Raw genomic sequence first — 24,228 nt, forward strand, 5'->3', positions numbered from 1 at the left:
CCACGCCCTCCAGATCCGCCAATCTTCCACGCGATAGCGCCCTCCCCGTCCCGTCCAAACCCGGCATTATTGATGCCTACTTCCCCCAATCGCCGCACAACCCCCTTGACATTTCGTCGAAAACAGAATTTTATTCTCGAAACGGAAGGGTATCAGAATGATCGACAAGATTGACATGACCATCCTGACCATTCTTCAGGACAGCGGCCGCACTTCAAACGCCGACATCGCCCGCGCCGTGGGCATGGCCCCCTCGGCGGTTCTGGAGCGCATGCGCAAACTGGAGCGCAAGGGCGTCATCCGCGGCTTCGAGGCCGTGCTGCGCCCCAAGGACGTGGGCTTCACCCTCACCGCCTTCACCTTTGTGCGTGCAGACGAGGGCGTGGGCTCCACAGACATCGGCAAGGCCCTGTCCCAGGTGCCCGGCGTGCTGGAAACGCACTACACCGCTGGGCAGGATTCCTACCTGCTCAAGGTGCGCGCAAGAGACACCGAGCATCTGCAAAACATCCTCCAGCAGTTCGGGGCCATTCCCGGCGTGCGCGACACCCGCACCACGGTTGTCCTCACCACCCTCAAGGAAACCCGCTCCCTGCCCCTCGCGGACGACGACCAGGCGTCTGCGAAGGCCAACGGGCAGCCCAACACAAAAGACCAGCTCAAGGAGTAGCCAATGACAGCCATCGACAACGCCTCCCTGGACCTCAAGATCGTCTCCAGGGGCAAGGAATTCTTCCAGAGCATCGCCGGAGAGGCTCCCTCCATCTTCAACAAGGGCTGGTGGACCGGCAAGGTCATGGACTGGGCCATGAAGAACGAGGATTTCAAAATCCAGATGTTCCGCTTCGTGGACGTTCTGCCCTACCTCACCACCAGCGAGTCCCTCTCCCGCCACATTGAGGAATATTTCGGCGACAAGGACGCCAACATCCCGGACGTGCTCAAATGGGGCGCTGGCAAGACCAGCTTCGGCGGCGGGCTCGTGGCCATGGTGCTCAACAAGGCCATCCGCTCCAATATCGAGGGCATGGCGAGGCAGTTCATCATTGGCGAAAAGGCTTCCGAGGCCGTGAAGGGCATCCGCCAGTTGCGCAAGGACGGCTTCGCCTTCGTCATCGATCTCTTGGGCGAGGCCCCGCTGAACGAGAAGGAATGCGACGAGTACATGCAAGGCTACATGGAAGTCCTGGACGGCATTCAGTCCGAGTACAAGAAATGGGAAGGCCTGGACACCGGCGGCAACCTCGACTGGGGCCACGCGCCCAAGATCAACGTGGCAGTGAAGCCTTCCGCCTTCTACTCCCAGTCCAAGGCCGTGGACGTGGCTGGCACCGTCGAGGGCATGTACCGCCGCATCGAGCCCATCTACCGCAAGGTGAAGGAAATGGGCGGCTTCCTGTGCATCGACATGGAGCAGCTGAAGTACAAGGAAATCACCATCGAGCTTTACAAGCGCCTGCGCAGCGCGCCGGAGCACCGCGACTGCCCCAACCTGGGCATCGTGTTCCAGTGCTATCTCAAGTGCACCGACCTGGACGTGGCCGAGATGATCGCCTGGGCCCGCAAGGAGAACCTGCCCATCTCCATCCGTCTGGTGAAGGGCGCCTACTGGGATTCCGAGACCGTCATCGCCAAGCAGAACGGCTGGGACGTGCCCGTGTACACCATCAAGGCCGAGACCGACATGGCGTACGAGCGCATCTCCCGCGTGATTCTTGAGAACCACGACATCTGCCACTTCGCTTGCGCCTCGCACAACATCCGCTCCATCTCCAACGTCATCGAGTCGGCCAAGGCGCTGAACGTGCCCGACGACCGCTACGAATTCCAGGTGCTCTACGGCATGGCCGAGCCCGTTCGCAAAGGCCTGCGCAACGTGGCCAAGCGCGTGCGCCTTTACTGCCCCTACGGCGACCTCATTCCTGGCATGGCCTACCTTGTGCGCCGCCTGCTGGAAAACACCGCCAACGAGAGCTTCCTGCGCCAGAGCTTCGCTGAAGGCGCGGAGCTGGAGCGCCTGCTGGAGAACCCGGAGAAGACTCGCGAGCGCGAGGTTGCAGCCAAGAAGGCGCCTGCCGCGCCATTGCCCGGCCCCGGCGGCTTGCCCCAGTTCGCCAACCACCCCGGCGTGGACTTCACCATCCCCGCCGCCCGCGCGGGCATGGTCAACGCCATGGCCAAGATCCGCAAGGACTTCGGCAAGACCTATCCTCTGGTCATCGGCGGCAAGGAAGTCAAAACCGGCGACACGCTGGACTCTTACAACCCGGCCAATCCGTCCGAGATCATCGGCAAGATCTGCCAGGCCGGCGTGAAGGAAACCCAGGACGCCCTGGCCGCAGCCAAGAAGGCCTTCCTGGAATGGCGCAACGTGGAGCCCCTTGAGCGCGCCAAGGTGCTGTTCAAGGCAGCGGACATCATGCGCCGCGAGATCAACGAGCTCTCAGCCATGCAGGTGCTTGAGGTCGGCAAGCAGTGGGATCAGGCCCACGCCGATGTGGCTGAGGCCATCGACTTCCTGGAGTACTATGGCCGCGAGATGGTGCGCCTGGGCGCGCCCAAGCGCATGGGCAACGCCCCCGGCGAAGTGAACCAGTACTTCTACCAGGGCAAGGGCGTCACCGCCGTCATCGGACCCTGGAACTTCCCCCTGGCCATCAGCGCCGGCATGGCCGCCGCAGCCATCGTGTGCGGCAACGCCGTGGTGTACAAGCCCTCCGGCCTGTCCTCGGTGGTGGGCTACGGCATCGCCCGCATCTTCAAGGAAGCAGGACTGCCGGACGGCGTGTTCAACTACCTTCCGGGCCGCGGCTCTGTCATGGGCGACGCCCTGGTGGACCACCCGGACGTCTCCGTCATCGCCTTCACCGGCTCCATGGAAGTGGGCCTGCGCATTCAGGAACGGGCCGCCAAGGTCCAGCCCGGACAGGTGCAGTGCAAGAAGGTCATCGCTGAAATGGGCGGAAAGAACGCCATCATCATCGACGACGACGCCGACCTGGATGAGGCCATCACCGGCGTGCTGTACTCTGCCTTCGGCTTCCAGGGCCAGAAGTGCTCGGCCTGTTCGCGCGTCATCGTCCTCGACCCCATCTACGACCGCTTCGTCAGCCGCCTTGCCGAGGCCGCCAAGTCCATCAAGATCGGCCCATCCGAGGATCCGGCAAACTACATGGGCCCGGTGGTGGACAAGTCCGCCCAGGCCAGCATCATGAAGTACGTGGACATCGCCTGCTCCGAGGGCAAAGTGCTGGTGAAGCGCACCGATGTGCCCGCTGACGGCTGCTACGTGCCCCTGACCATCGTCGAGGGCATCAGCAAGAACATGCGCATCGCCCAGGAGGAGGTCTTCGGACCCGTGCTGGCCGTGCTGCGCGCCAAGAACATCGACGAGGCCCTGGACATCGCCAATTCCACGCGCTTCGCCCTCACCGGCGCGATCTACAGCCGCAGCCCCAAGCATCTGGAAAAGGCCCGCAAGGAGTTCCGCGTTGGCAACCTGTACCTTAACAAGGGCAGCACGGGCGCCATGGTCGAGCGCCACGCCTTCGGCGGGTTCAACATGTCCGGCGTGGGCTCCAAGGCCGGCGGCCCGGACTACCTGCTGCAGTTCATGGATCCCCGCCTGGTGAGCGAAAACACCATCCGCCGCGGCTTCGCCCCGGTGGAGGAAGGCGACGACTGGGTGGCCTAGACCCCGCGCGCTTCACAACGATTCAAGGCCGGGGGCGCAAGCTCCCGGCCTTTTTCATTACGTGCCGCAAGGTCCCTGCCCGCCTTGACTTTAGCCGTCATCTTGCTCAAGATTACAAACAGAATAAGGAGTCCTCATCAACGCGCCGGGTGTTCCGAAACGCACCCAGAGACAGAGGAATCCAGCAACGAATGCGCCAACATTCAACCACCGGCAGGGCCATGACCACAGAGCCATCCAGCACGTCGAAGATCGCGGAAAAGGGCAAGACCATTCTCCGCAACCGCCCCTTCCGCTACACTCTGGCCACAGTCATGGCGCTCTTCCTGCTGTTTGGTGCGGCTGGCTACTTTTGGCTGCCCGGATTCGCCAAGGCAAAGCTTGAGGCCCTGCTCTCCGAGGAGTTCGCCCGGCCCGTGCGCATCGCCAAGATAGAGATCTCGCCCTATGCCCTTTCGGCCACTATACGCGGCTTCAGCGTCGGGCAAAAGGGAGCCGAGTCAGCCCAGAACGCCACAGATGCGGAGCTCTTCGGCTTTGACAGCCTGTACGTGAATATATCGTCCACGAGCATTGCCCGCAGCATTCCGGTGGTGAGCGAGGTCAAGCTCACCGGACCGCGCCTGCGCCTCTCGCGTGAGGCGGACGACCGCCTCAACGTCTCCGACCTGCTGGACAAGTGGATGTCCGGCCCGTCCACGCCCACCCCGCAGTTCTCCGTGGCCAACATAACGGTCGAGGGCGGCACGGTGCGCTTTGAAGACAAAATGCAGCAGGGACTACAGGAGGTGACTGAAGTCAACCTCGGCATCCCCTTCATTGCCAACACCTCCGGCGCCATTGAGAGCGAGGTGCAGCCCAATTTTTCGGCCAAGCTGAACGGCGCAGCCATCGCCCTGACTGGCGAGGTGCGCCCCTTCGCGCCCGGCAAGGACGCCACCATGGAGTTGAGCATCCAGGACTTCGACCTGATGCGCGTATTCCAGTATGCGCCTCCAAGCCTGCCCTTCCGGCTTCAGGCCGCACACCTGAACACGCGGATCACTATTGTGTTCTCACAGCCGGCAGGCAAGGACGCCACAGTGCGCCTGGCAGGCGAAAGCTCCCTGCGCGATGTCTCCCTGGCGCTGAACAAGGCTGGGGGAAGCCCGCTTCAGGTGCGCCTGGGCAAGGCGGCCCTGCGTCTGGACGAGGCCACCCTGGCCGGGGCCGTGCGCTGCGGCATAGCCCTGACAGATATTGCAGTGGCCAAGGACGGCGCAAAAGAGCCTCTGATTGGCTTTGCCGGGCTTGAGGTCAACGGCGTCAACCTCACCACCAGCGGACGCAAGGCAGAAATTGTCGAGGTACGCCTGAGCAAGCCCTTCGGGGCGGTGCGGCGCATGGCCGGCGGCGAGCTGGATATTGTTTCGGCCTTCGACGGCGTGGGTGCGGCAAAACCGGCTGCCAAGCAACCGCCCAATCCCGCCGCTCTCGCAGCAACCGCGAAGGACAGCCCGCAGCAAGCTGGCGCAAAGGCTGCCGCCGCACCGGCAAAGGGTGCTGGCAAGGCTGCTCCAGCCGCCTGGACTTGGAGCGTGGGCCGCATTGCTGTTGCCGACGGCAGCCTGCGCTACACAGATGAAACGCTTGGGGCCAAGACCCGCCCGCTCATGGCCGAGTCCTTCTCCCTGACCCTTGAGGGCCTTTCAAACGCAGCCGCTCCGGCCAAGCTCGACTTCTCCACGCGCATAAACGAACGCGGCAGCATCAAGCTGGGCGGCACAGTGCAACCCTCACCGCTCAAGGCCGAGTTGAACATCGACATGAGCCAGGTGGACCTCGTAGCCCTGCAAGGCTTTGTGACCAACGACCTGGGTGCGGTGCTCACACGTGGCGAAATATCCATCAAGGGTCGCCTGCTGGCGGATGCCCGGAAGGCTGACGCACAGAAGGCTGACGGGCAAAAAACCGACGACGTGGCCGCCTCGTTCAAAGGTGACGCGGGTCTTGTAGACTTCAGCGTGCTGGACAAGGCCAATTCAGCAGACCTGCTGCGCTGGCGCAGCCTGAAGCTCACCGGAATCGACGCAGGTTCGGCCCCGCTGCGTGTGGGCGTGGACGAGATTGCCGTTTCCAATTTCTTCGTGCGCGCCCTGCTCACGCCTGAAGGCCGCTTGAATCTGAATGACGTGATGCGCAGGGAGCAGGCCGAGGCGGTCCCGGCCAAGAGCACCACGGCCACAGCCCAAAAGCCTACAACAACCAAGCCTACAGCGCCGATCCCTGTTGACGCGCAAAGCGTTGAACCAAAGAATACAGGCCCGGCGCCGCAGATACGCATCGGGCGCATCGTACTCGCAAGCGGCAACATCAACTTCACCGACCGCTTCATCAAGCCCAACTATACGGCCAACCTCACGGACCTGAACGGTCGCATCGGCGCGCTTTCGGCAGGCACCCTCACGGACGTGGCCATCCGCGGCAAAGTGGACCGCACCGGCCCGCTGGACATCTCCGGCAAGGCCGACCCCCTCGGCCCGGCGCTGAACCTGGACATCCGCGCCAAGGCCACGGGCATAGAAATGGCAGGGTTCAGCCCCTACTCAGGCCGCTACGTCGGCTACGCCATTGAAAAGGGCAAGCTCTCCGTGGATCTGCGCTACAAGGTGCAAAACGGCAAGCTTGAGGCCGAGAACAACGTGTTTCTGGACCAGCTGACCTTCGGCAAGAAAGTGGACAGCCCGGATGCGCTCTCCATACCCGTGGGCCTTGTGGTAGCGCTGCTCCAAAATTCTCGCGGCGAGATCGACATCAACCTGCCCATCAAAGGCTCCCTCGACGACCCGGAGTTCAGCGTGGGAGGCGTCATCGTCAAGGTGCTGCTGAATCTCATCACCAAGGCAGCCACCTCGCCCTTCACACTCCTGGCCTCGCTCTTCGGCGGCGGAGAGGAGCTGTCTTATGTCGCCTTTGAGCCTGGGCGCACCACCATGACCCCGGACGCCGAGAAGCACCTTGAAACACTGGCCAAAGCCCTGCGAGACCGCACAGGGCTCAAGCTGGAGCTGACCGGCGGCTCAGACCCGGCCACGGAAGCGGAAGGACTCAAACTCGCCCGGCTGCAAAACCGCGTAAAGGCCCAAAAGGCCACGGAATTGGCCCGGCAGGGAAAAGCCAGCGGCAACGTGTCCGAAATCACCCTCACGCCCGAGGAATACAGCAAATATTTGGAGCGCGTTTACAAGGCCGGAGACTTCAAGAAGCCGCGCAACATCGTCGGCATCGCCAAGACCCTGCCGGTTGAGGAGATGGAGTCCCTGCTCTTGGCCAACAGCGTACTCGACGCAGGCGCCATGGAACGGCTTGCCCAGGATCGCGGCATAGCCGTGCAGGCTTGGCTGGTGGAGAAGGGCGGCATCGACCAGGGCCGGGTGTTCCTGCTGGCCCCCAAGGTGGGGGCGGCCCCGCCCAAGGGCGCGCCTGCGGGTGGCCGGGTGGACTTCTCCCTGCGCTAAAGCGAGGAGATCACGCCGCGCGCAGTGCGTCCACGATCTTGATGCGCGCGGCGTGCACCGCCGGAATGAGCCCGCCCAACAAACCCATGGCGGTACCGAAGCCCAGCGAAACAGCTATGATGCCCGGCGTTAAGCTGAAGCCGAAGGCCAGTTCGGAGAAGGTCTGGAAGTTCATGGTGGAGATGGTGAACAGTTGCAGGCCAGAGGCTGCAACCAGGCCCACCGCCCCGCCAAGGAACCCAAGCAGCAGCGCCTCCATGACGAAGGCCATCAGAATGGCCCTGCGCTGGAAACCCAGAGCCCTGAGTGTGCCGATCTCCCCAGTGCGCCCGGCAACGGCGGAGTGCATGGTGATCATGGCGCCGATCATGGCGCCGATTGAAAAGATTGCCGTGAGGGATACGCCCATGATGCGAAGAAACTTGGACATCATCTCCGACTGCTCTGCGTAGAACACTGTTTCCGGCTTGGTTTCAAGCTTCAGTCGCGGGTCGGACTCAATGCCAGCGCGGAAGGCCGCAAAGCCAGCCTCGCCGCCCTCTATCCTGGCCAACACCTGCGAATACGCCTGCCTGCGAAAGGCGCTCATGAACTGCTCCGCGTCGCCCCAGATTTCGGAACTGAACCCGCTGGCGCCAGCATCGAACACGCCCACCACGGTCCACTCGCGCATGCCGAACCGGAGCTTTTCGCCCAGGCCAGCTCCCTCGAAGCGCCTGGACAAGCTCAAACCGGCCAGAATCTCCGTTGACCCGAAACGAGGCATGCGCCCGCTGACCAGTTGCACCTGAGGCCGCAACTCAAGCGACTTTTCCCCAATGCCGCGCAGAATGACGTTGGCCGCCTTGTTCGTCCCTCGTTTTGTCAGGCTCATAAGCACCACCACCTCCCGCGCCGCCAGTGGCGAGCCATCGGCGGACCGCGCAACCTGCGCCCGCATTTCGACGATTGGCGCCACCGAGCGCTCCACTATGCTCTCTATCTCGCTTTTTGAACCCTTGCGGAACACCAGAGCGTTGTTCGCAGAACCTGTCTGCACAAGGGTGGCGTGCAGGCCTTCCGCCAGCATCAGCACGGCGGCGAAAACAAAAACAACCAGCGCCATGCCCCCTGCGGTAAGTGCTGTGGTTAGCCGCCGCGCCAACAGGTTGCGCAGGCTGTAGGTAACCAGAGAAGCCATCAGCCCAGCCTCCGCAGGGCCTCTGCTATGCCAACGCTGCGGGCACGCAAAGCCGGAACAACGCCCGCCACAAATCCAACCGCAAGGGCCGAAAACACCTGCAACAGCACCGTCGCGCCAGAAACCTGAAACACTGGAAAGTACTGGCTCACGGCATCGCCAAAGGCAGCCGCAACTGGAAAGGTCAGAGCGCAGCCCAGAGCACAGCCGATTGCGGCAATGGCGAGCGACTCGCCCAGAATAAGCATGGCAAGATACCAGCCACCAAAGCCCAGGGCCTTCAAGGCCGCGAATTCGCCCATGCGCTCCCGCGCGCTCATGGCCATGGTGTTGGCCGCCACGGCCATGATGATCACCAGCACCAGCGACGAGACTATCTGTATGGCCGAAACAATGGCCTCGCTCATGGTGACGAAGCTCATCTGGAAGGCCTTTTCCGTCTCGGTCAGAGTCTCGGCCAGAGAATTCGCGAACCGGGCATCCAGCGTGCGGGAGATGCCCGCGGCATTTTCCGCGTCACGGATACCTACGATGAAGAACCCGGTCTGGTCTGCCTGCCTTGGGCTGGCCTTTCTCAACGTTTCGTTCAAATAATCCCAGTGAAAAAGAAGCTGCGTCTCGTCCGCGCTCTTGTCGCGCCCCGAATAAATTGCCCGGATGGTGAACCCCCAGTCCCCGGGATATATCGTTCCCTTAAGGGTTACGGGGTCGCCGATTTTCCAACCAAAGCGGTCCGCCAGCTTGCGTCCGATGACGCACCCCTTGCGATCGCGCAAGAAGGCCTCCTTCTGGTCAACCGGCAGCACAAACTCCGGGTAGAGCTCGAAATAGGTGCGCGGCTCCACAGCGAAATTGGGGAAAAAGTTCTTTTCGTCGATGTACTCACCGCCGAACCAGTTGCCCTGGCACACGCGTGTCACGCCTTCCACCCCACGGATGCGGTCGCCGTAGCTGATGGGCAGGGAGAAGATGAGCGAGATGGAGTTGCGCGTGATGAGCCTTGTGGAGGAAGAGGCCTCCACCCCGGCGTACCAGGCGTCCACAGTTGTGCGCAAAAGACCGAAGGAGAGCACGCTCATGGCGATGCCCACGATAGTCAACGTGTTGCGCAGCTTGTGCCGCGACAGGTTCTTAAGAATGAAGACGAGGGTCAGCATCGGTAAGAACGCCCTTCTCCAGGCTTCGCACAAGGTGCGCGCGCTCTGCGGCCTTGGGGTCGTGGGTGACCATGACGATGGTCTTGCCCAGACTCTTGTTCAACCCGCACATGAGGTCCAGAATCTCCTTGGCCGAGGCGCGGTCCAGGTCGCCAGTGGGCTCGTCGGCCACCAGGATGTCCGGGTCGGTGACGATGGCGCGGGCAATGGCAGTGCGCTGCTGCTGCCCGCCGGACAGTTCGTTAGGCCGGTGGTCCATGCGGTCGGCCAGGCCGACAAGGGCCAATGCAGCCTTGGCGTGTTCGCGCCGCTGGCGGCCCGACAGGGGCGAAAGCAAGAGGGGCAACTCCACGTTCTCCAGCGCCGTCAGCACCGGGATCAGGTTGTAGAACTGAAAGATGAAGCCCACGCTTCGGCTTCGCCAACGGGCCAGCCCGGATTCATCTAGGGTGGTGATGTCCACGCCGCCGACCATGATGGACCCGGAATCCACGCGGTCGATGCCCGCGATGAGATTCAAAAGCGTACTCTTGCCCGAGCCTGAGGGACCCATGAGGGCCAAAAACTCCCCAGGCTCGATGCGGAAGCTGACGCCCAGAAGCACCGGCACGGTCTGCTGACCCCGCGTGTACGCCTTGGACACCTCGCGCACCTCGATGACCGGACTTCTTGAAGCCTCAGGCGCAGCTGAGCCGAGAGTCGTTTCGGCTGGACAACTGGTCATTTGCGCACCGACACGCTGCCCCCGCTCTTGAGCGCGGCAGGCGGGTTGATCACCACACGGGCGCCTGGCTTGGGGCCTGTGTTCAGTTCCAGAAAATCGTTGATCTTGCCGCCGACCTCCACAGCAACGGCCTTGGCCGCGCCTTCCTCGACCACAAAAACAACCTTGCCGCCCTGGCGCTCCACCACGGCTGCGGCAGGAACGGCCAAGCGCGGCTCGCGCTCATCCGAACTAAGCGCACGCTCCAGAAACGCCACCTTGGCGCTCATCTCCGGCAGAACGCGCGGATCCAATTGCTGGAACTTCACCTTCACCATCACTGAGGCCTTGGTGCGGTCCGCAGTGGGCACTATCATGTGAACCTGGCCGGGGAAACGCTCGCCCGGCAGGGCATCAAGCAGAATCTCGCAGGGAGCGCCGACCTTGACCTTGCCCAGGCTGGATTCGGACACGTCCGTCTCCACCAGCAGCGAGCCCAGGTCAGCCACGGTGACGACGCTGGCCTTGGCATTTGCCGCAGCCCCAAGGGGCGTCACGATGTCGCCGATGTCCGCATTCTTGGTCAGCACCACGGCGTCAAAAGGGGCGCGCAACAGCGTGTATTCCAAGGCCGCCTCGCTCTCGCGCACCGCAGCGCGGGAAGCGCCGGCAGCCCAGGTGGTGGTGTCCAGGCTGGCCTGGGCCTTCCTGTAGCGCGCCTCGGCGGCGTCGAAGTCCGACTGGGCGATGATACGCTCTTCCACCAGACGCTTCAAACGCTCGTAGTTCAAGGCGGCGTCGGCCAATTCGGAACGCGCGTGGGCGATGCTGGCCTGGGAGGCCTTGAGGCTGGCGCTGGCTCGGTCATTGGCTGCCAAAACATCGTCGCGCTCCAGGCGGGCGATGATCTCGCCCGCGTGCACGCGGCTGCCCTCCTCCACCCCAAGCCATATGAGTCGAGAGGTGGTCTTTGAGGCCACGGAGGCCTTGCGCTGAGCCGTCACGTACCCGCTGGAGTTCAGCTGCGTCAGGCCATGCGACGGGTAGACCATACTCACGCTGGTCGTTTCCACCTCTGTGGCTGACGGAAAAAAGTGCCGTACCCCCATAAATGCAAAGACCAAGGCAAGGAAGATCAACGCCCAGCGCACCCAGGGATTAAGACGCAACCGCGCCAGAAAGAACCCAGGCGAAGCGCCTGCTGTTCCGGCATTCCCCTGCCAGGAGGTCTTGTCTATCTTCAGTTTCGAGAGTTCGTTGTCGGTCATGTATTCCTTCCCTTTGGCCCCTTTTAAAGCAAGCGGCATGCCGCAATGCAATAGTCTCAGACCCCCGCCCACAGACAAGGTCAAAAAATATCATTTTTCGAGCTTGCCAGTCTGGAGAAAACCAGTGAAAATACATTCCGCGCGGTTTTACGCGCACACACAATCACGAGGAGCACATGCGCAAGCCTAAGCCTTACGATCATTCCGACCCAAGACCGCCCAGCCGTTCGCAAAAGAAGCGCGACAGCTCCGCCCTGCAGGTGCTTGGAGCCAAGCTGGCCGAGTTGCCGGACTCCGCCCTGAAACGTCTGGCCCTGACGCCGCGCCTGGATGAAGCCATCCGCGAGTACAAGAAACTCGGCAAGCATGAAGCCAAACGCCGTCAGCTCCAGTTCATCGGCGCGCTGATGCGCGAAACCGACACCGACCCCCTTGCCCACGCCGTGGCGGACATGGAGGCGGGCAACCGCAGCCAGTCACGCGAGTTCCACGCAGTTGAAGCCCTGCGCACCGCGCTTCTTTCCGGCGATGAGTCCGGCCTTGAGGGCATCGTCGCCCTTGCTCCGGAAGCAGACCAAGCCGAAATAAGAAGCCGCATCCGCATGCTGGTGCGAAACGCCAAGGCGGAGATTGAAAAGAACAAGCCGCCGCGTACCAGCCGCACGCTGTTCCGCCTGCTGCGCGACCTTCGCGCCACCGGCGGGTCGTCAGAAACCGCTGCAACAGGCGATGACCAGGAGTCTGACGACGATGCGCAGGACTGGGACAATGCGGACGCAGGCCCACTTAAGACGACCTTCTGATCTCCGACTGACGCAGCAGCCCTTGACGCGAGACGCCCAGTTCTTACTTGTTGGCGTCGACACCGACCCCTAAGCATCACCCAAGACCAACAAGGAGCCCTCCGTGATTCACGAATATGCCGGCGTCATCACCGAACTTGAAGACCGCGTGTGCCCCCATTGCAACAAGCCCATGGAGGCTTGGCTGGCCCCGCCGGACAGCGGCTGGGGAGTAATCGTCGTCTGCTTTAACAACGGATGCGAGTATTACCAGGACTCCCCGGACGACATCATCAACAAGCGCGATGATGGCCGCATGGGTTGCCGCTATGCCGAAAACCCTGACAACAACTACACGCCCTTCAATCTTGTGGCGGTCCGTTTCTAGCTCCCTTAACGAGTGCGACCAGAAATGGCGCTCCAGATTGTCTGGGGCGCCGTTTTTCGTTTACAAGCCCCCAAGCATTCCCCTTGCTCCCTGCACGGCTGAAACGTATTCTGCAGACGTAATCACGACAAAGCTGCCAGTTGCCGGGAGCCTGCATGAAGCCGGATTTTTACAAAGACATTCTGGATAATCTCTTCGACGGGATCTACTTTGTGGACCAATCCCGGCGCCTGACCTATTGGAACCGTGGAGCGGAACGCATCTCCGGATACAAAGCCGAGGAAGTGCTGGGCCGGAACTGCGCCAGCAACATCCTCAAACACATCACACAGGACGGCGAAGAGCTGTGCAATGGGGGCTGCCCGCTGGCCCAAACCCTGGCCGACGGACAGCCGCGCGAGGCCGATGTGTTCCTGCATCACAAAAGTGGGCACCGCGTGCCCGTGGCCGTGCGCATCTCCCCAATCCTCGACGAGAGCCAAACCATTGTAGGTGCTGTGGAGATCTTCAGCGATGCGACCTCTCGCGTGCGCCTGATGAGCGAACTGAACGAACTCAAGAGCCAGACACAGGCAGATCCGCTCACCGGCCTAGGCAACCGCCGTTGCGCCGGGCTTGAGTTCAAGCGCAGGATGAGCGAACTGCAACGCGGCAACCAGCCCTTTGGTCTGCTTTTCGTGGACATCGACAACTTCAAGGCTGTCAACGACGACTACGGCCATGACGTGGGCGACCGTGTGCTCGCCATGGTGGCCAAGACCCTGAAAAGCGCGCTGCGCGGGGTAGACACAGTGTGCCGCTGGGGCGGCGAAGAGTTCGTGGCTCTGGTGCCCAAGGTTGACGAGCAGGTTTTTCAAGCTGTTGCCGAACGGATGCGCCGCTTTGTGGAGGTAACGCCAATTCCGGTGAACGGTGACAGCCTGTCAGTCACCGTTTCCGTTGGCGGATCGCTTGCCAAATCCACCGACACCCTGACAAGCCTTGCGGCCAGGGCCGACGCAATGATGTATGCGGCCAAACACGCAGGCAAAAATCGCGTATCCCTGGACTGCGGCCCTCAACCGCTCTAAGCCAGCAACCTACCCAAGGCCTCGTGGCCGATGCCAGCCGCCAGCCCCCACATGGTCAGCCCCACCAGCACGTCCAGCACGCGCCAGGCGCCAGGCCTGCGCAACACCGGGGCCAGAAGCCGCCCCCCCAGGCTCAAGGAAAAGAACCAGCAAGCCGAGGCAGTCACCGCGCCTAGACCGAACAGCAGACGCCCGCCAGCTTCAAACCTGCTGGACAGCCCGCCAATGAGCACAACAGTGTCCAGAAGTGCATGAGGATTGAGCAGGCTTACCCCCATGGCGGCCATCAGAATGGCCCGCACCTGAGGACAAGAATCCCCCTCGGACAGGCCCAGGCTCTCACTCCCAACGGCGCTCTTGAAGGCCCGGAGACCATAGGCCAGCAGAAATGCCGCGCCAGCCAGCGCCAAAAGCCCTGATATACCGGGGCTATCAGCGGCAAGCGCCCCCACTCCGCCCACTCCGGCCGCGATGAGCAACCCATCACAGGCAGTGCAGACCCCGGCCACCAACCAGGGCCGATGCCCGCGCGCTCCATGGGTGAGCACGAACACATTTTGCGCGCCGATGGCCATGATGAGGCCGGCGCTCAAGGCAAAACCCTGTACATATTCCGAAAGTCCGTATGGATGCATCTTCCGCTCCCTCGCGCTATTGCACACAGTAGCTAACGGACCGTTCTAATCAAGTACAATTCATTATTTGCATGTTTCAGTAATTTTGCTAATAAACATCCATGCTGGATTACAAGCTTCTGGAAGCCCTTGCGGCAGTAATTGAGGAAGGCGGGTTCGAACGCGCGTCGAGGCGGCTTAGCATCACCCAGTCGGCGGTATCGCAACGCATCCGCCAGTTGGAGGAAACACTGGGCCAGCCCGTGCTGGCGCGCACCCAGCCCCCCGCGCCCACCGGGCCGGGGCGCAGGCTTCTGCGCCACTCACGCCGCGTGGGTCTGCTGGAAGCAGAACTGGCGCGCAGCCTGGAACTTGGAACCGAGGCGGGCAACCCGGACGCGCCGTGGCAGACCCTGGCGCTGGCCGTAAACGCCGACACCCTGGCCACCTGGTTCACCGGAGCGGTGCTGCCGCTGCTGTCGAACGAACGGCTGGCCCTGGACCTCAAGGTGGACGACCAGGAGCGCACCCACGAACTGCTGCGCGCAGGCGAGGTCGTCGGCTGCATCAGCACCCGCAAAACAGCCATGCAAGGCTGCCGGGTCCTGTTCCTGGGCATCATGCGCTACCATTGCGCCTGCTCCCCGGAATTCGCAGCACGCTGGTTCGCGCAGGGGCTCACACTCAGCACGGCACATCTGGCTCCGGCTGTTGTGTTCAATCGCCAAGACACTGTGCATGACCGCTTCCTGACAGATTTTCTGGGCGAGAGTCCCCAGCACGCGCCAAGGCATCATGTACCGAACTCCGAGCGTTTTGTGGACTTTGTCGTCGGCGGCGCAGGCTACGGGCTCATCCCGCACATGCAGGCGGCCGCGCCCCTTGCCCAAGGCCGACTTGTGGATCTCGCTCCCGCGCACGCCATGTCCGTGCCACTTTACTGGCACTGCTGGAACATCGCCTCACCGCTCCTGGCCCAACTGACCAAGTCCCTGCGACAAGCCGGATTGCGGGAACTGCTGCAAGCGCCTATGCCCGGATTTCAACCACCGCAATGATAATTACATTGCCTCCATCATCCGTTGAGCTAAGTATACGTATCCACATCGTCCCCCCTTTTGGGATGTTGGGGTCTAACTTCTGGAGGTTCTCATGCGCAAAACCTTTGTTCTCGTTTCTCTCACTATCTTCTTCGCAGCCGCATGCGCCACCGCGCCACAATCTCCAATCCCAGCCGCACCGCCTGCGCAAGAAGCAACCGCAGCCCCAGCAGCAGCAATGAGCGCCACCGCCGACCCAAAAGCTTTTTACGCCGCCAAATGCGCAGGCTGCCACGCGACTGACGGCTCCAAAGGCTTGAAGGGCAAAGCCGCAGAGTATGTAGAAAAGGCGCTCAACGGCTACAAGGCCAAGTCCTTCGGCGGTGCAAAGAAGGAGATTATGGAAGCTCGCGCCGCCCTGCTTTCCGATGCCGACATTCGGGCCTTGGCCAAGCTGGTTGCAAGCTTCTAGATACGACAGGGGCTTTGCCCCAACATCACCGCCCCACAAATGAAAAGGCTTGGGATGTGCATTTTGCACGCCCCAAGCCCCTTTGCTTATCGAATGAAAAACCTGGGGACAGCCGCAACAGCCGCCCCCAGGCGCAATTGATCTCTAGTAGCGGTAGTGGTCCGGCTTGTAGGGACCGTCCTGCGAGACTCCCAGGTAGTCGGCCTGGTGCTTGGTGAGCTTGTCCAGCTCCACGCCCAGGCGCTCCAGGTGCAGACGGGCCACTTCCTCATCCAGCTTCTTGGACAGGATCATGACCTTGGGCTCGTAAGTGTTGGCGGCCAGGTCGAGCTGAGCCAGCACCTGGTTGGTGAAGCTGTTGCTCATGACGAAGCTGGGGTGGCCGGTGGCGCAGCCCAGGTTCACCAGACGGCCCTCGGCCAGGACGATGAGCGACTTGCCGCTGGGCAGGGTCCACTTGTCCACCTGGGGCTTGATCTCAAGGCGCTTGCACTTGGGGTCGTCCTCAAGGAAGCTCATCTCGATTTCGGAATCGAAGTGGCCGATATTGCAGAGGATGGCCTCATCCTTCATCTTCTCCATGTGCTTGCCGTTGATGACATGGTAGTTGCCCGTGGCGGTGATGAAGATGTCGCCCAATTCGCAGGCCTTGGCCATGGGCAGCACTTCATACCCCTCCATGGCGGCCTGGAGCGCGCAAATGGGGTCGATTTCGGTGACGAGGACGCGCGCGCCGAAGCCGCGCATGGACTGGGCGCAACCCTTGCCCACATCGCCATAGCCGACAACCACGGCGACCTTGCCGGCGATCATGACGTCGGTGGCGCGCTTGATGCCGTCAGCCAGGGACTCGCGGCAGCCGTAAAGGTTGTCGAACTTGCTCTTGGTGACGGAATCGTTGACGTTGATGGCCGGGAAAAGCAGCTCGCCCTTCTTGGCCATGTCGTACAGGCGGTGCACGCCGGTGGTGGTCTCCTCGGAGACTCCGCGCACCTTGGCGGCGATCTTGGTCCACTTCTGAGGATCAAGCTTGTAGCCCGCGGCAAGGCGGTCCATGATGATCTGGAACTCCTTGTTGTCGGCCTTCTTGTTGAACAACGAGGGGTCCTTCTCGCACTTCACGCCCTGGTGGATCATGAGGGTGGCGTCGCCGCCATCGTCCACGATGAGATCCGGGCCGGAGCCGTCAGGCCAGGTCAAAGCCTGCTCGGTGCACCACCAATAGTCTTCCAGGGTTTCGCCTTTCCAGGCGAAGACCGCGGCGGTCTTCTGGACGGCGATGCCCGCTGCGGCGTGGTCCTGGGTGCTGAAAATATTGCAGGATGCCCAGCGCAGATCCGCTCCCAGGGCGGAGAGGGTCTCAATGAGCATGGCGGTCTGGATGGTCATGTGCAGGGAGCCCATGATCTTGAAACCCTTGAGGGGCTTCTTTTTGCCGTATTTTTTGCGCAGGGCCATGAGGCCAGGCATTTCGTTCTCGGAAAGCTGCATTTCCTTGCGGCCCCATTCGGCCAGGGCCATGTCGGCAACGCGGTAGTTAAGCTTAGGATCGACTGCGAGCATGGGATCATCCTCCAAAAGGGTAGCGGGCTTTGCTGCTACTTCAACGCCGCCTCGGCGATGAGAACCGTAAGCCCCTGGTTTACTGGGAAGGCGTCCACCCGGCGCGGGGCGAACCCGGCAGTTTGGAGCCAATCATACAACATTTCCTTGTCTACGCCCAGCCGTGCGTCGCCATATTTGACGCGCATGGCTTCGTTGTCGTGGCGGTCGAACTCGGCAACGAAAAGGGTTCCGCCAGGAGCCAAAACCCTTCGCGCCTCGGCAAGCACCACCTGAGGGTCGCTTACGTGGTGCAGCACCATGGACAGGGTTGCCGCCTGCGCCTCGCCCTCGCGCAGGGGCAAATGCTCAAGTTCACCCAGGCGCAGGCTCACGTTGATGCGTCCTGCCAAGCGCGAGCCCGCCATTTCAAGCATACGCTGGGAGCTGTCCACGCCGATGGCCTGCCGGGCAGAATCGGCCAGGCGCGCCAAGAGCTCGCCAGGGCCGCAGCCCAGATCGGCGACGATCATGCCTGGATGCATGCGGCCAGAGAGTTCCTCGGCCAAGTCGAAATCGCCCAGAACCTCGCGGGAAAGGTCGCGCCACTGCCCGGCCACGGCGTCGAAGAACCGGCGCGTGGCCACAGCCCGTTCGCGCACGGCGGAAAGAGCGCGCTCGCGGTCCTGGTGGTGCTGGGGAATGGCCGACAAAAGCGGACTGTGGCAGTCCAGGAACTTGCGGCCAGGCCCGTCCTGTGCTGCGCGGTAAAACGCCCATAGTCCGTCGCGGCGGCATTCCAGCAACCCGGCCTCGGCCAGGATCTTAAGGTGCCTGGAAATGCGCGGCTGCCCCATGCCGAACACGCCCACAAGCTCGCCCACGTTGAGCTCGTAGGTGTTCAAAACGGCGGCGAGCCGGAGCCTGGTCTCGTCTGCCAGGGCTTTGTGGATGCGCAAAAGTTCCATGACACCTCGTCCGCCAGCTATATCAACTTATCCTGATACAGATATGAGCTACCGAAACCTCGTGCCATTGTCAAGAGACCGTTGACAATTCCCCCCCTCTGGTCAGGCAAAAAGCCTTGACTGCCTTGCCTTGACTTTGAAAGTACAGTACGAATATGAGGCACACATAATTCCAACAGATTTTTATACATGCGAGGTATTCATGAAAAACTTGCGCTTGGCCATGAAGCTGGGACTTGGCTTTGGAGTGGTCCTCGCTCTTACCGCCCTCCTGGCTGCGCTCAGCTGGAACGGATTGTCCAACGTGCTTGACCGCGTGGACAAGTCTGACGCCATGAGCGAGATCATCCGCCTGGGGCTGGAGTCGCGGCGCCATGAAAAAAACTTTCAGATTCGCCGCGACCAGAAAAGCCAGGACGAAGTGGCCAAAAACAATGTGGCGATCACGGAACTCGCTCAAAAATACAAAAGCAAATTCCACGCTGCTAACAATATTCAGCAGATGGAGCAGGTCCTTGCCGCAACCCAGCGCTATGACGCGGCCTTCAAGGGATTCGTCGTCAGCGAATTTTCCCGCATAGAGACCCAGAAGGGCATGGGCGAGGCTGCATTGCGCGCCATGAAGGCGGCAGAAGAATTGGACTCCAGCCAGACAACGCAACTGGCGGCTGAATCCCGCGGCAAAGCAGGGCAGGCGGCCATGGAATCGCGCCTAGCCATGACAAATGAGGCGTCGCGCATCGCCCAGGAGATCCTCGCCCTGCGCTTGTCCATCATGTATTATATCCAGACCAGCAACGACGCGAACCTGCAAAAGGCGCAAGAGCTAGGCAAGAATCTCCTGGCCCGGACCTCAAAGCTCAAGAGCCGCTTCATCAAACCGGCAGACATCACCCAGGCCGAGTCCATTCTCGCGGAGCTCACCTTCTACATGAAGAGTTTTGATGCCTATACCCAGGCAGTGAAGCAGCAACGCGACATGGAATCGCAGCTCATCGAGAGCGCAAGAGAAATGCAGAAAGTGTGTGAGGCTGCACGCCTTGACCAGAAAAGCAAGATGTTCGGCGAGATCACATGGTCGCGCAGCCTGCTGCTCACCGGAGCGCTCCTGGCCATCTTCCTTGGAACGGCTGCGGGCCTGCTCATTACCCGCGCAATAACCGGCCCTGTGAACAAGGGCTTGGCCTTTGCCAAGCAGCTCGCCGACGGCAATCTGGACGTGCGAATCGACGTGGACCAGAAGGACGAGATCGGCGCTCTGGCCTCCGCGCTCACCGACATGGCTTCACGGCTGCGTTCGGTGGTGCTGCAAGTCAACGCCTCGGCCGAGTCGGTGGCCTCCGGCTCGCAGGAGCTTTCGGCCTCCAGCGAAACCCTGTCCCAGGGGGCGACAGAGCAGGCCGCCAGCGTTGAGGAAATCTCCTCCAGCGTGGAGGAAATGGCCTCGAACATCCGCCAGAACGCGGACAACGCCATGCAGACCGAATCCCTGGCGCGCAAAAGCGCCGAGGACGCCCGCCAGGGCGGACAGGCCGTCACCCAGACTGTGGACGCCATGCGCCAGATCGTTGACCGCATCGGCTTCATTGAAGAAATTGCCAGACAGACCAACCTGCTGGCCCTGAACGCCGCCATCGAGGCTGCGCGCGCGGGCGAGCACGGAAAGGGCTTCGCCGTGGTGGCCGCAGAGGTGCGCAAGCTGGCCGAGCGCTCTGGCGCCGCAGCGGGCGAGATCGGGCAGCTCTCCACCGCAAGCCTGGCTGTGGCCGAGAAGGCCGGGGGCATGCTGTCCACCATCGTGCCGGACATCGAGCGCACCAGCGAACTGGTGCAGGAGATCAGCGCCGCCTGCCGCGAGCAGACCACCGGCGCGGATCAGGTGAACAAGGCCATCCAGCAGCTTGATCAGGTGATCCAGCAGAACGCCTCAGCGTCGGAGGAAACAGCTTCCACCAGCGAGGAGCTGGCCGCCCAGGCCCAGCGCCTGACCCAGGTGATGCAGTTCTTCAAGCTTGGCAATTCGCAGCAGCATGGCCGCCCGTTGGCCCTGGAGGCCGCGCCCGCCGACAGGAAATCTGCTGACGAGCCGGAAGACAGCGGCTTCGAGAAGTTCTAGAGCAGACAAGACTCAACGCAAAAAAGGCAGGGGAGCAAATCCCCTGCCTTTTTTGCGCCAGAAAGAGCAAGAAATCTGTTCACTGAGGCTTGCTGGCTTCAGTCTGTCCGCCGAGCGGAAGCTCTCTTCCTGTTCTTCATCTCCGCTCCTACTGACGAGCCTTACCGGATCAGCGCCCAGGTGAGCTCGTGCTTGTTGTGCGCAAGGTGCATGACCTTCGAGCCCGGAATCTCGGCAAAGGCCTGGATGGTGGAATGATCGGTTTCGCCCTGGCATTTGAGGGTGCAGATGAAATTGCGGCAGGCTCCCGCCTCAAGCCAGCGCGTCACAAGCTCAAGCAATCTTGCCGGATAGCAGGCCATGTCCGAGCAGAGCCAATCCACCTGAGCGCCTGGCCCGCCCGCCACCTTCGGGTCAAGTCCAAAGCCGGAGCCAAGGCAGTGCTCCACTCCCGGCATGGCGTCGATGCGCGGGTCGAGTGGAGCCTTGTCCACGCTGAACACGCGTGCGCCCAGGCTGGCCAACACCCAGGTCCAGCCCCCAGGGCTGGAGCCGAGATCAAGGCACAATTCGCCCGGCTTCGGCTGAACGCCAAGCAGGGTCAGCGCCTCCCAAAGCTTGAGATAGGCGCGGCTGGGCGCGGATTCGCGGTCCTCCTCGAAGCGCACCTGACCGTCCGGATAGGGGCTGGCGCAGTTGGGCGCGGCGATGATCGTGGCCTCGTCCCACAGGGTGAAAGAACCCAGCGGAGCCTTTGGCGCAGGCTGACCAAAGATCTGCGCCTTGGCCGAAACCTTGGGCAGCTTCTCGGTAATGAGGGCGGCGCGCCGGGCCAGACGCACAGGGTGCGCCCACCAATTGCGCTGGACCTCCCGCAGGGCCTTGGCTCCCTGGCCGATGCTCGGCGCGGGCAGCAGGTGCGCGTCAAACCAGACGTTCTGCGCCCAGGCGGCTGGCCGGAACGCGCGCGTAAACACAAGATCGCCGTAGACCATGTGCCCGGCCCCGGCAGAGCCCTCAAGGTTCAGCTCCGCCAGAAGCTCGGACATGAAGCCCGGAGCGGCAAGATAGCCGGTGAACGCGCCCTCGCGCATCCAGCCGGGCATGGCCTGAGGCAGGGAGTTCAGCCACTCTTCCCTCATGTCTGCGCTCCGCAGACCGCGGGGACCTCCAGGTCGCCAACGGGCAGGCCGCACAGGGTAAGGGCAGCGGCCTCGGCCACGCGCAGCCCATCGACGGCGCTCGATATGATGCCCCCGGCGTAGCCCGCGCCTTCGCCAGCAGGGAACAGGCCAGGCAGGCTCACGCTCTGCATGTCCGCCCCGCGCAGAATACGCACCGGCGAGGATGAGCGAGTCTCAACGCCCGTCATGAGCGCGTCTGGATCGGCGAAGCCGCGCAGCTTACGGTCGAAAACCTGGATGCCCTCCACCATTGCCGAGCACACGTAATCGGGCAGGCAGAGACGCAGATCCTGCGGCACCACGCCGGGCTCGTAGCTGGGGGACACGCCGCCCAGACGCTTGGCCGCGCGCGCGGCCAGGAAATTGCCCACGGTCTGGGCCGGGGCGCGAAAATTCCGGCCTCCCAGCTCAAAGGCCAGCCGCTCCCACTGACGCTGGAAATCCACGCCCGCCAGAGGATGCCCGCCGCCAAGGTCGCTTGGCCCGACACCCACCAGCAAAGCGCTGTTGGCGTTGGCACCGTCTCTGGCGTGCAGGCTCATGCCGTTGGTCACCACGCCGCCGGCCTCGGAGGCGGCGGCGATGACCTGGCCGCCGGGACACATGCAGAAGGTGTAAACGCTGCGGCCGTTGGCGGCCTGATGCGCCATCTTGTAGTCCGCCGCGCCCAGGGCCGGGTGCCCGGCCAGATCGCGCAGTTGCGCGCGGTCCACCAGTGCCTGCGGGTGCTCGATGCGGCAGCCGATGGCAAAGGGCTTCTGCTCCAGGCGCAGGCCGCTAGCGAGGAGCATTGCAAAGGTGTCGCGGGCGCTGTGGCCCACGGCCAGGATGACGCAGGATGAGGCGATTTCCTCGCCGTCAGCCAAACGCACGCCTCTAACGCGGCCCTCGCGCTCAATTATGCCGTCCACCCGCGCACCAAAACGCACTGAACCGCCCAGGCGCAGGATGCTGGCGCGGATGCCAGCCACCACGCCGCGCAGGCGGTCCGTGCCCACGTGGGGCCTGTTGCGCCACAAAATGTCGTCCGGCGCTCCGTGCCCGACCAGTTCGTTCAGTACTTTGCGGCAGCGGCCCCGGCGCTCCTTGATCTGCGTGGTGAGTTTCCCGTCGGAAAACGCGCCCGCTCCGCCCTCGCCGAACTGCACGTTGGAGTCGGGCAAAAGCTCGCCGCCCTGCCAGAAGGCATCAACTGTGCGCGCCCGCTCCTCGATGGCCTGGCCGCGCTCAAGCAGCAGCGGCGCAAACCCGGCCTGGGCCAGGGCAAGGGCCGCGAAGAGTCCGCATGGCCCAGCGCCCACCACAATGGGCCGGGGGGCTCCAGCAGCGGCCTGCACCGGAAAATGATACGGCATATCCTCGGCAAGGGTCACGCCAGGGCCAGCCTGGGCCAGCACCTGGGCCTCGCCTGCCTCATCCACGCAGGACACGTCCAGGCTGTACAGGAACACGGCAGCGTTCTTTTTTCGCGCATCCAGGGAGCGGCGCACCAGGCGCAGCGAGGAAATGTCGTCCGGCCGCAGGCCCAAACGTTCAGCGGCGGCGGCGCGCAGTTCGGCCTCGGCGTGGGCCGGGCCATCGGGCAGGGGCAGGCGGATGTCGGTAAGACGGAGCATGGCTCTCCTTGGTGCAAGGTTACGGACGGGAGAGGTAGGAGAACAAGGGGCTCCGCCCCTTGGACCCCGCCAAAGGGCATGCGCCCTTTGGAATCCCGTTGCCGAGGCGTCCCCGGCTGTCCGAGGCCAGCCGGGGACGCCTCGGAGATGGGGATATCACGGGCGCGACGGCGCAAGGGAAAGCTGCGCCTTCCCTAGCCCACGTCTTTGAATGACACGGCGCCGGACAAAATCTTCTTCACCGGACACCCGGAGGCGGCGCGGAGCAACCCCGCGCGCTGGTCGTCGGTGAGTTCGCCCTGCAGGTCGATGGTGTATTCGAACACGCTCTCGTCCTTGTTGTCGCGGTTCAGGTGCGCCGTGACAATCACCCCGGCGAGGGGGATGCCGCGCTTGTCCGCCGCGATGCGCACCACCATGGTGATGCAGTTCGCCAGGGCGGCCTCGAGCAGATCCACGGGCTTGAACCCGGCGAATGCGCCTCCGTATTCCGGAGTGGTGTCGGCAAAGGCCTCATGCGTTCCGTCGGTGAAACGGGCCAAATATTTATCCGGCTGGCTGGTACTGGTGATCATGTGCACTCTCCAAACATACTCGTATGTAAGACACAAAGACATGCCCCAAAACACACGTCCCCCCTTGCGGGTCCAGGGGGTGCATGCCACCTGGCGGGGTGCAAGGGGCGGAGCCCCTTGTTCGCCTACCTCTCCCAGCGCGCGAACAGCGATCGCGGCAGGAACCTCGCCTCTGCTCCGGGGGCGGTGTGGGGCACAGCCAGCTCGCCCACGGCGATGCAGCCGGGCAAGCCGCGCAGCACGTCGTCCATAAGGTTGCCGAGCATGAGCGCCGAGGCCTCGATATTGTACATGGTGAGCAGCAGCAGACGCGACTGGTCGGACAGCAGTTCGCGGCAGTCCACCAGCAGGTCGCGCACCAT

At 62.7% G+C, this 24,228-nt stretch carries 20 protein-coding genes; 9 read left to right on the top strand and 11 right to left on the bottom strand.

The annotated features are described in order from the left end of the window. Positions 1–157 precede the first annotated feature (157 nt). From Q8O35_RS05860 to Q8O35_RS05870, 3 genes are all read left to right on the top strand, one after another. On the top strand, positions 158–670 hold the full coding sequence (locus Q8O35_RS05860) for an Lrp/AsnC family transcriptional regulator (protein WP_305571617.1): 513 nt from the start codon (positions 158–160) through the stop codon (positions 668–670). Positions 671–673: 3 nt separating this feature from the next. Then, the gene (gene pruA, locus Q8O35_RS05865; protein WP_305571619.1) at positions 674–3,694 is read left to right on the top strand and encodes an L-glutamate gamma-semialdehyde dehydrogenase; all 3,021 of its coding nucleotides are present in this window, start codon (positions 674–676) and stop codon (positions 3,692–3,694) included. Positions 3,695–4,377: 683 nt separating this feature from the next. After that, the gene (locus Q8O35_RS05870) at positions 4,378–7,191 is read left to right on the top strand and encodes a DUF748 domain-containing protein (protein WP_371133101.1); all 2,814 of its coding nucleotides are present in this window, start codon (positions 4,378–4,380) and stop codon (positions 7,189–7,191) included. Between the two features lie 10 nt (positions 7,192–7,201). On the opposite strand, the gene Q8O35_RS05875 is transcribed toward Q8O35_RS05870, so the two are convergent. From Q8O35_RS05875 to Q8O35_RS05890, 4 genes are read right to left on the bottom strand one after another with little or no spacing between them, the layout of a single operon-like run. Beyond that, a complete protein-coding gene (locus tag Q8O35_RS05875) occupies positions 7,202–8,371 on the bottom strand; it encodes an ABC transporter permease (RefSeq protein WP_305571623.1) in 1,170 nt (389 codons plus the stop codon). Next, positions 8,371–9,528 carry an ABC transporter permease gene (locus Q8O35_RS05880; RefSeq protein WP_305571625.1) on the bottom strand — a complete coding sequence of 386 codons (1,158 nt, stop codon included), beginning with the start codon at positions 9,526–9,528 and terminating at the stop codon, positions 8,371–8,373. The genes Q8O35_RS05875 and Q8O35_RS05880 overlap by 1 nt, the downstream gene beginning before the upstream one ends. Next, complete coding sequence (locus Q8O35_RS05885) at positions 9,503–10,252, bottom strand: ABC transporter ATP-binding protein (RefSeq protein ID WP_305571627.1); 750 nt, start codon at positions 10,250–10,252, stop codon at positions 9,503–9,505. The genes Q8O35_RS05880 and Q8O35_RS05885 overlap by 26 nt, the downstream gene beginning before the upstream one ends. Continuing rightward, a complete protein-coding gene (locus tag Q8O35_RS05890; RefSeq protein ID WP_305571629.1) occupies positions 10,249–11,499 on the bottom strand; it encodes an efflux RND transporter periplasmic adaptor subunit in 1,251 nt (416 codons plus the stop codon). The genes Q8O35_RS05885 and Q8O35_RS05890 overlap by 4 nt, the downstream gene beginning before the upstream one ends. Before the next feature lie 176 nt (positions 11,500–11,675). On the opposite strand from Q8O35_RS05890, the gene yjgA reads away from it, so the two are divergent. The 3 genes from yjgA to Q8O35_RS05905 all read left to right on the top strand — a co-directional run bounded on the left by yjgA (position 11,676) and on the right by Q8O35_RS05905 (position 13,739). After that, a complete protein-coding gene (gene yjgA / locus Q8O35_RS05895; protein WP_305571631.1) occupies positions 11,676–12,302 on the top strand; it encodes a ribosome biogenesis factor YjgA in 627 nt (208 codons plus the stop codon). 103 nt (positions 12,303–12,405) lie between these two features. Beyond that, the gene (locus tag Q8O35_RS05900) at positions 12,406–12,669 is read left to right on the top strand and encodes a hypothetical protein (RefSeq protein WP_305571633.1); all 264 of its coding nucleotides are present in this window, start codon (positions 12,406–12,408) and stop codon (positions 12,667–12,669) included. Positions 12,670–12,824: 155 nt separating this feature from the next. Continuing rightward, entirely contained in the window at positions 12,825–13,739 is a 915-nt protein-coding gene (locus Q8O35_RS05905; protein ID WP_305571635.1) for a sensor domain-containing diguanylate cyclase, read from the top strand. Here the strand turns inward: Q8O35_RS05905 and Q8O35_RS05910 are convergent. Then, entirely contained in the window at positions 13,736–14,374 is a 639-nt protein-coding gene (locus Q8O35_RS05910) for a LysE/ArgO family amino acid transporter (RefSeq protein WP_305571637.1), read from the bottom strand. The two genes, Q8O35_RS05905 and Q8O35_RS05910, sit on opposite strands and share 4 nt — an antisense overlap. Before the next feature lie 101 nt (positions 14,375–14,475). Here Q8O35_RS05910 and Q8O35_RS05915 point away from each other — a divergent pair, with 101 nt between their 5' ends. Together Q8O35_RS05915 and Q8O35_RS05920 are read left to right on the top strand one after the other, a co-directional pair. Next, on the top strand, positions 14,476–15,411 hold the full coding sequence (locus tag Q8O35_RS05915) for a LysR family transcriptional regulator ArgP (RefSeq protein WP_305571639.1): 936 nt from the start codon (positions 14,476–14,478) through the stop codon (positions 15,409–15,411). 220 nt (positions 15,412–15,631) lie between these two features. After that, positions 15,632–15,865 carry a c-type cytochrome gene (locus Q8O35_RS05920; protein ID WP_305571641.1) on the top strand — a complete coding sequence of 78 codons (234 nt, stop codon included), beginning with the start codon at positions 15,632–15,634 and terminating at the stop codon, positions 15,863–15,865. 144 nt (positions 15,866–16,009) lie between these two features. On the opposite strand, the gene ahcY is transcribed toward Q8O35_RS05920, so the two are convergent. Together ahcY and Q8O35_RS05930 are read right to left on the bottom strand one after the other, a co-directional pair. Then, positions 16,010–17,428, bottom strand: a complete 1,419-nt coding sequence (ahcY, locus tag Q8O35_RS05925; RefSeq protein WP_305571643.1) for an adenosylhomocysteinase — start codon at positions 17,426–17,428, stop codon at positions 16,010–16,012. Positions 17,429–17,463: 35 nt separating this feature from the next. Next, a complete protein-coding gene (locus tag Q8O35_RS05930) occupies positions 17,464–18,375 on the bottom strand; it encodes a metalloregulator ArsR/SmtB family transcription factor (RefSeq protein ID WP_305571645.1) in 912 nt (303 codons plus the stop codon). A 202-nt stretch (positions 18,376–18,577) separates the two neighbouring features. On the opposite strand from Q8O35_RS05930, the gene Q8O35_RS05935 reads away from it, so the two are divergent. Beyond that, positions 18,578–20,491: a methyl-accepting chemotaxis protein gene (locus tag Q8O35_RS05935; protein WP_305571647.1), complete on the top strand. Its 1,914-nt coding sequence runs from the start codon at positions 18,578–18,580 to the stop codon at positions 20,489–20,491. Positions 20,492–20,652: 161 nt separating this feature from the next. Here the strand turns inward: Q8O35_RS05935 and Q8O35_RS05940 are convergent, their stop codons facing one another. The 4 genes from Q8O35_RS05940 to Q8O35_RS05955 all read right to left on the bottom strand — a co-directional run. Continuing rightward, the gene (locus Q8O35_RS05940) at positions 20,653–21,585 is read right to left on the bottom strand and encodes an SAM-dependent methyltransferase (RefSeq protein WP_305571655.1); all 933 of its coding nucleotides are present in this window, start codon (positions 21,583–21,585) and stop codon (positions 20,653–20,655) included. Between the two features lie 44 nt (positions 21,586–21,629). Further along, entirely contained in the window at positions 21,630–23,291 is a 1,662-nt protein-coding gene (locus tag Q8O35_RS05945) for an NAD(P)/FAD-dependent oxidoreductase (protein WP_305571649.1), read from the bottom strand. A 194-nt stretch (positions 23,292–23,485) separates the two neighbouring features. After that, on the bottom strand, positions 23,486–23,866 hold the full coding sequence (locus Q8O35_RS05950) for an OsmC family protein (protein WP_305571651.1): 381 nt from the start codon (positions 23,864–23,866) through the stop codon (positions 23,486–23,488). 125 nt (positions 23,867–23,991) lie between these two features. After that, positions 23,992–24,228 (bottom strand): hypothetical protein (locus Q8O35_RS05955; RefSeq protein WP_305571653.1); only part of this gene is annotated, 237 nt, incomplete at its 5' end.

Source organism: Humidesulfovibrio sp. (assembly GCF_030689645.1).
Classification (GTDB): domain Bacteria; phylum Desulfobacterota; class Desulfovibrionia; order Desulfovibrionales; family Desulfovibrionaceae; genus Humidesulfovibrio.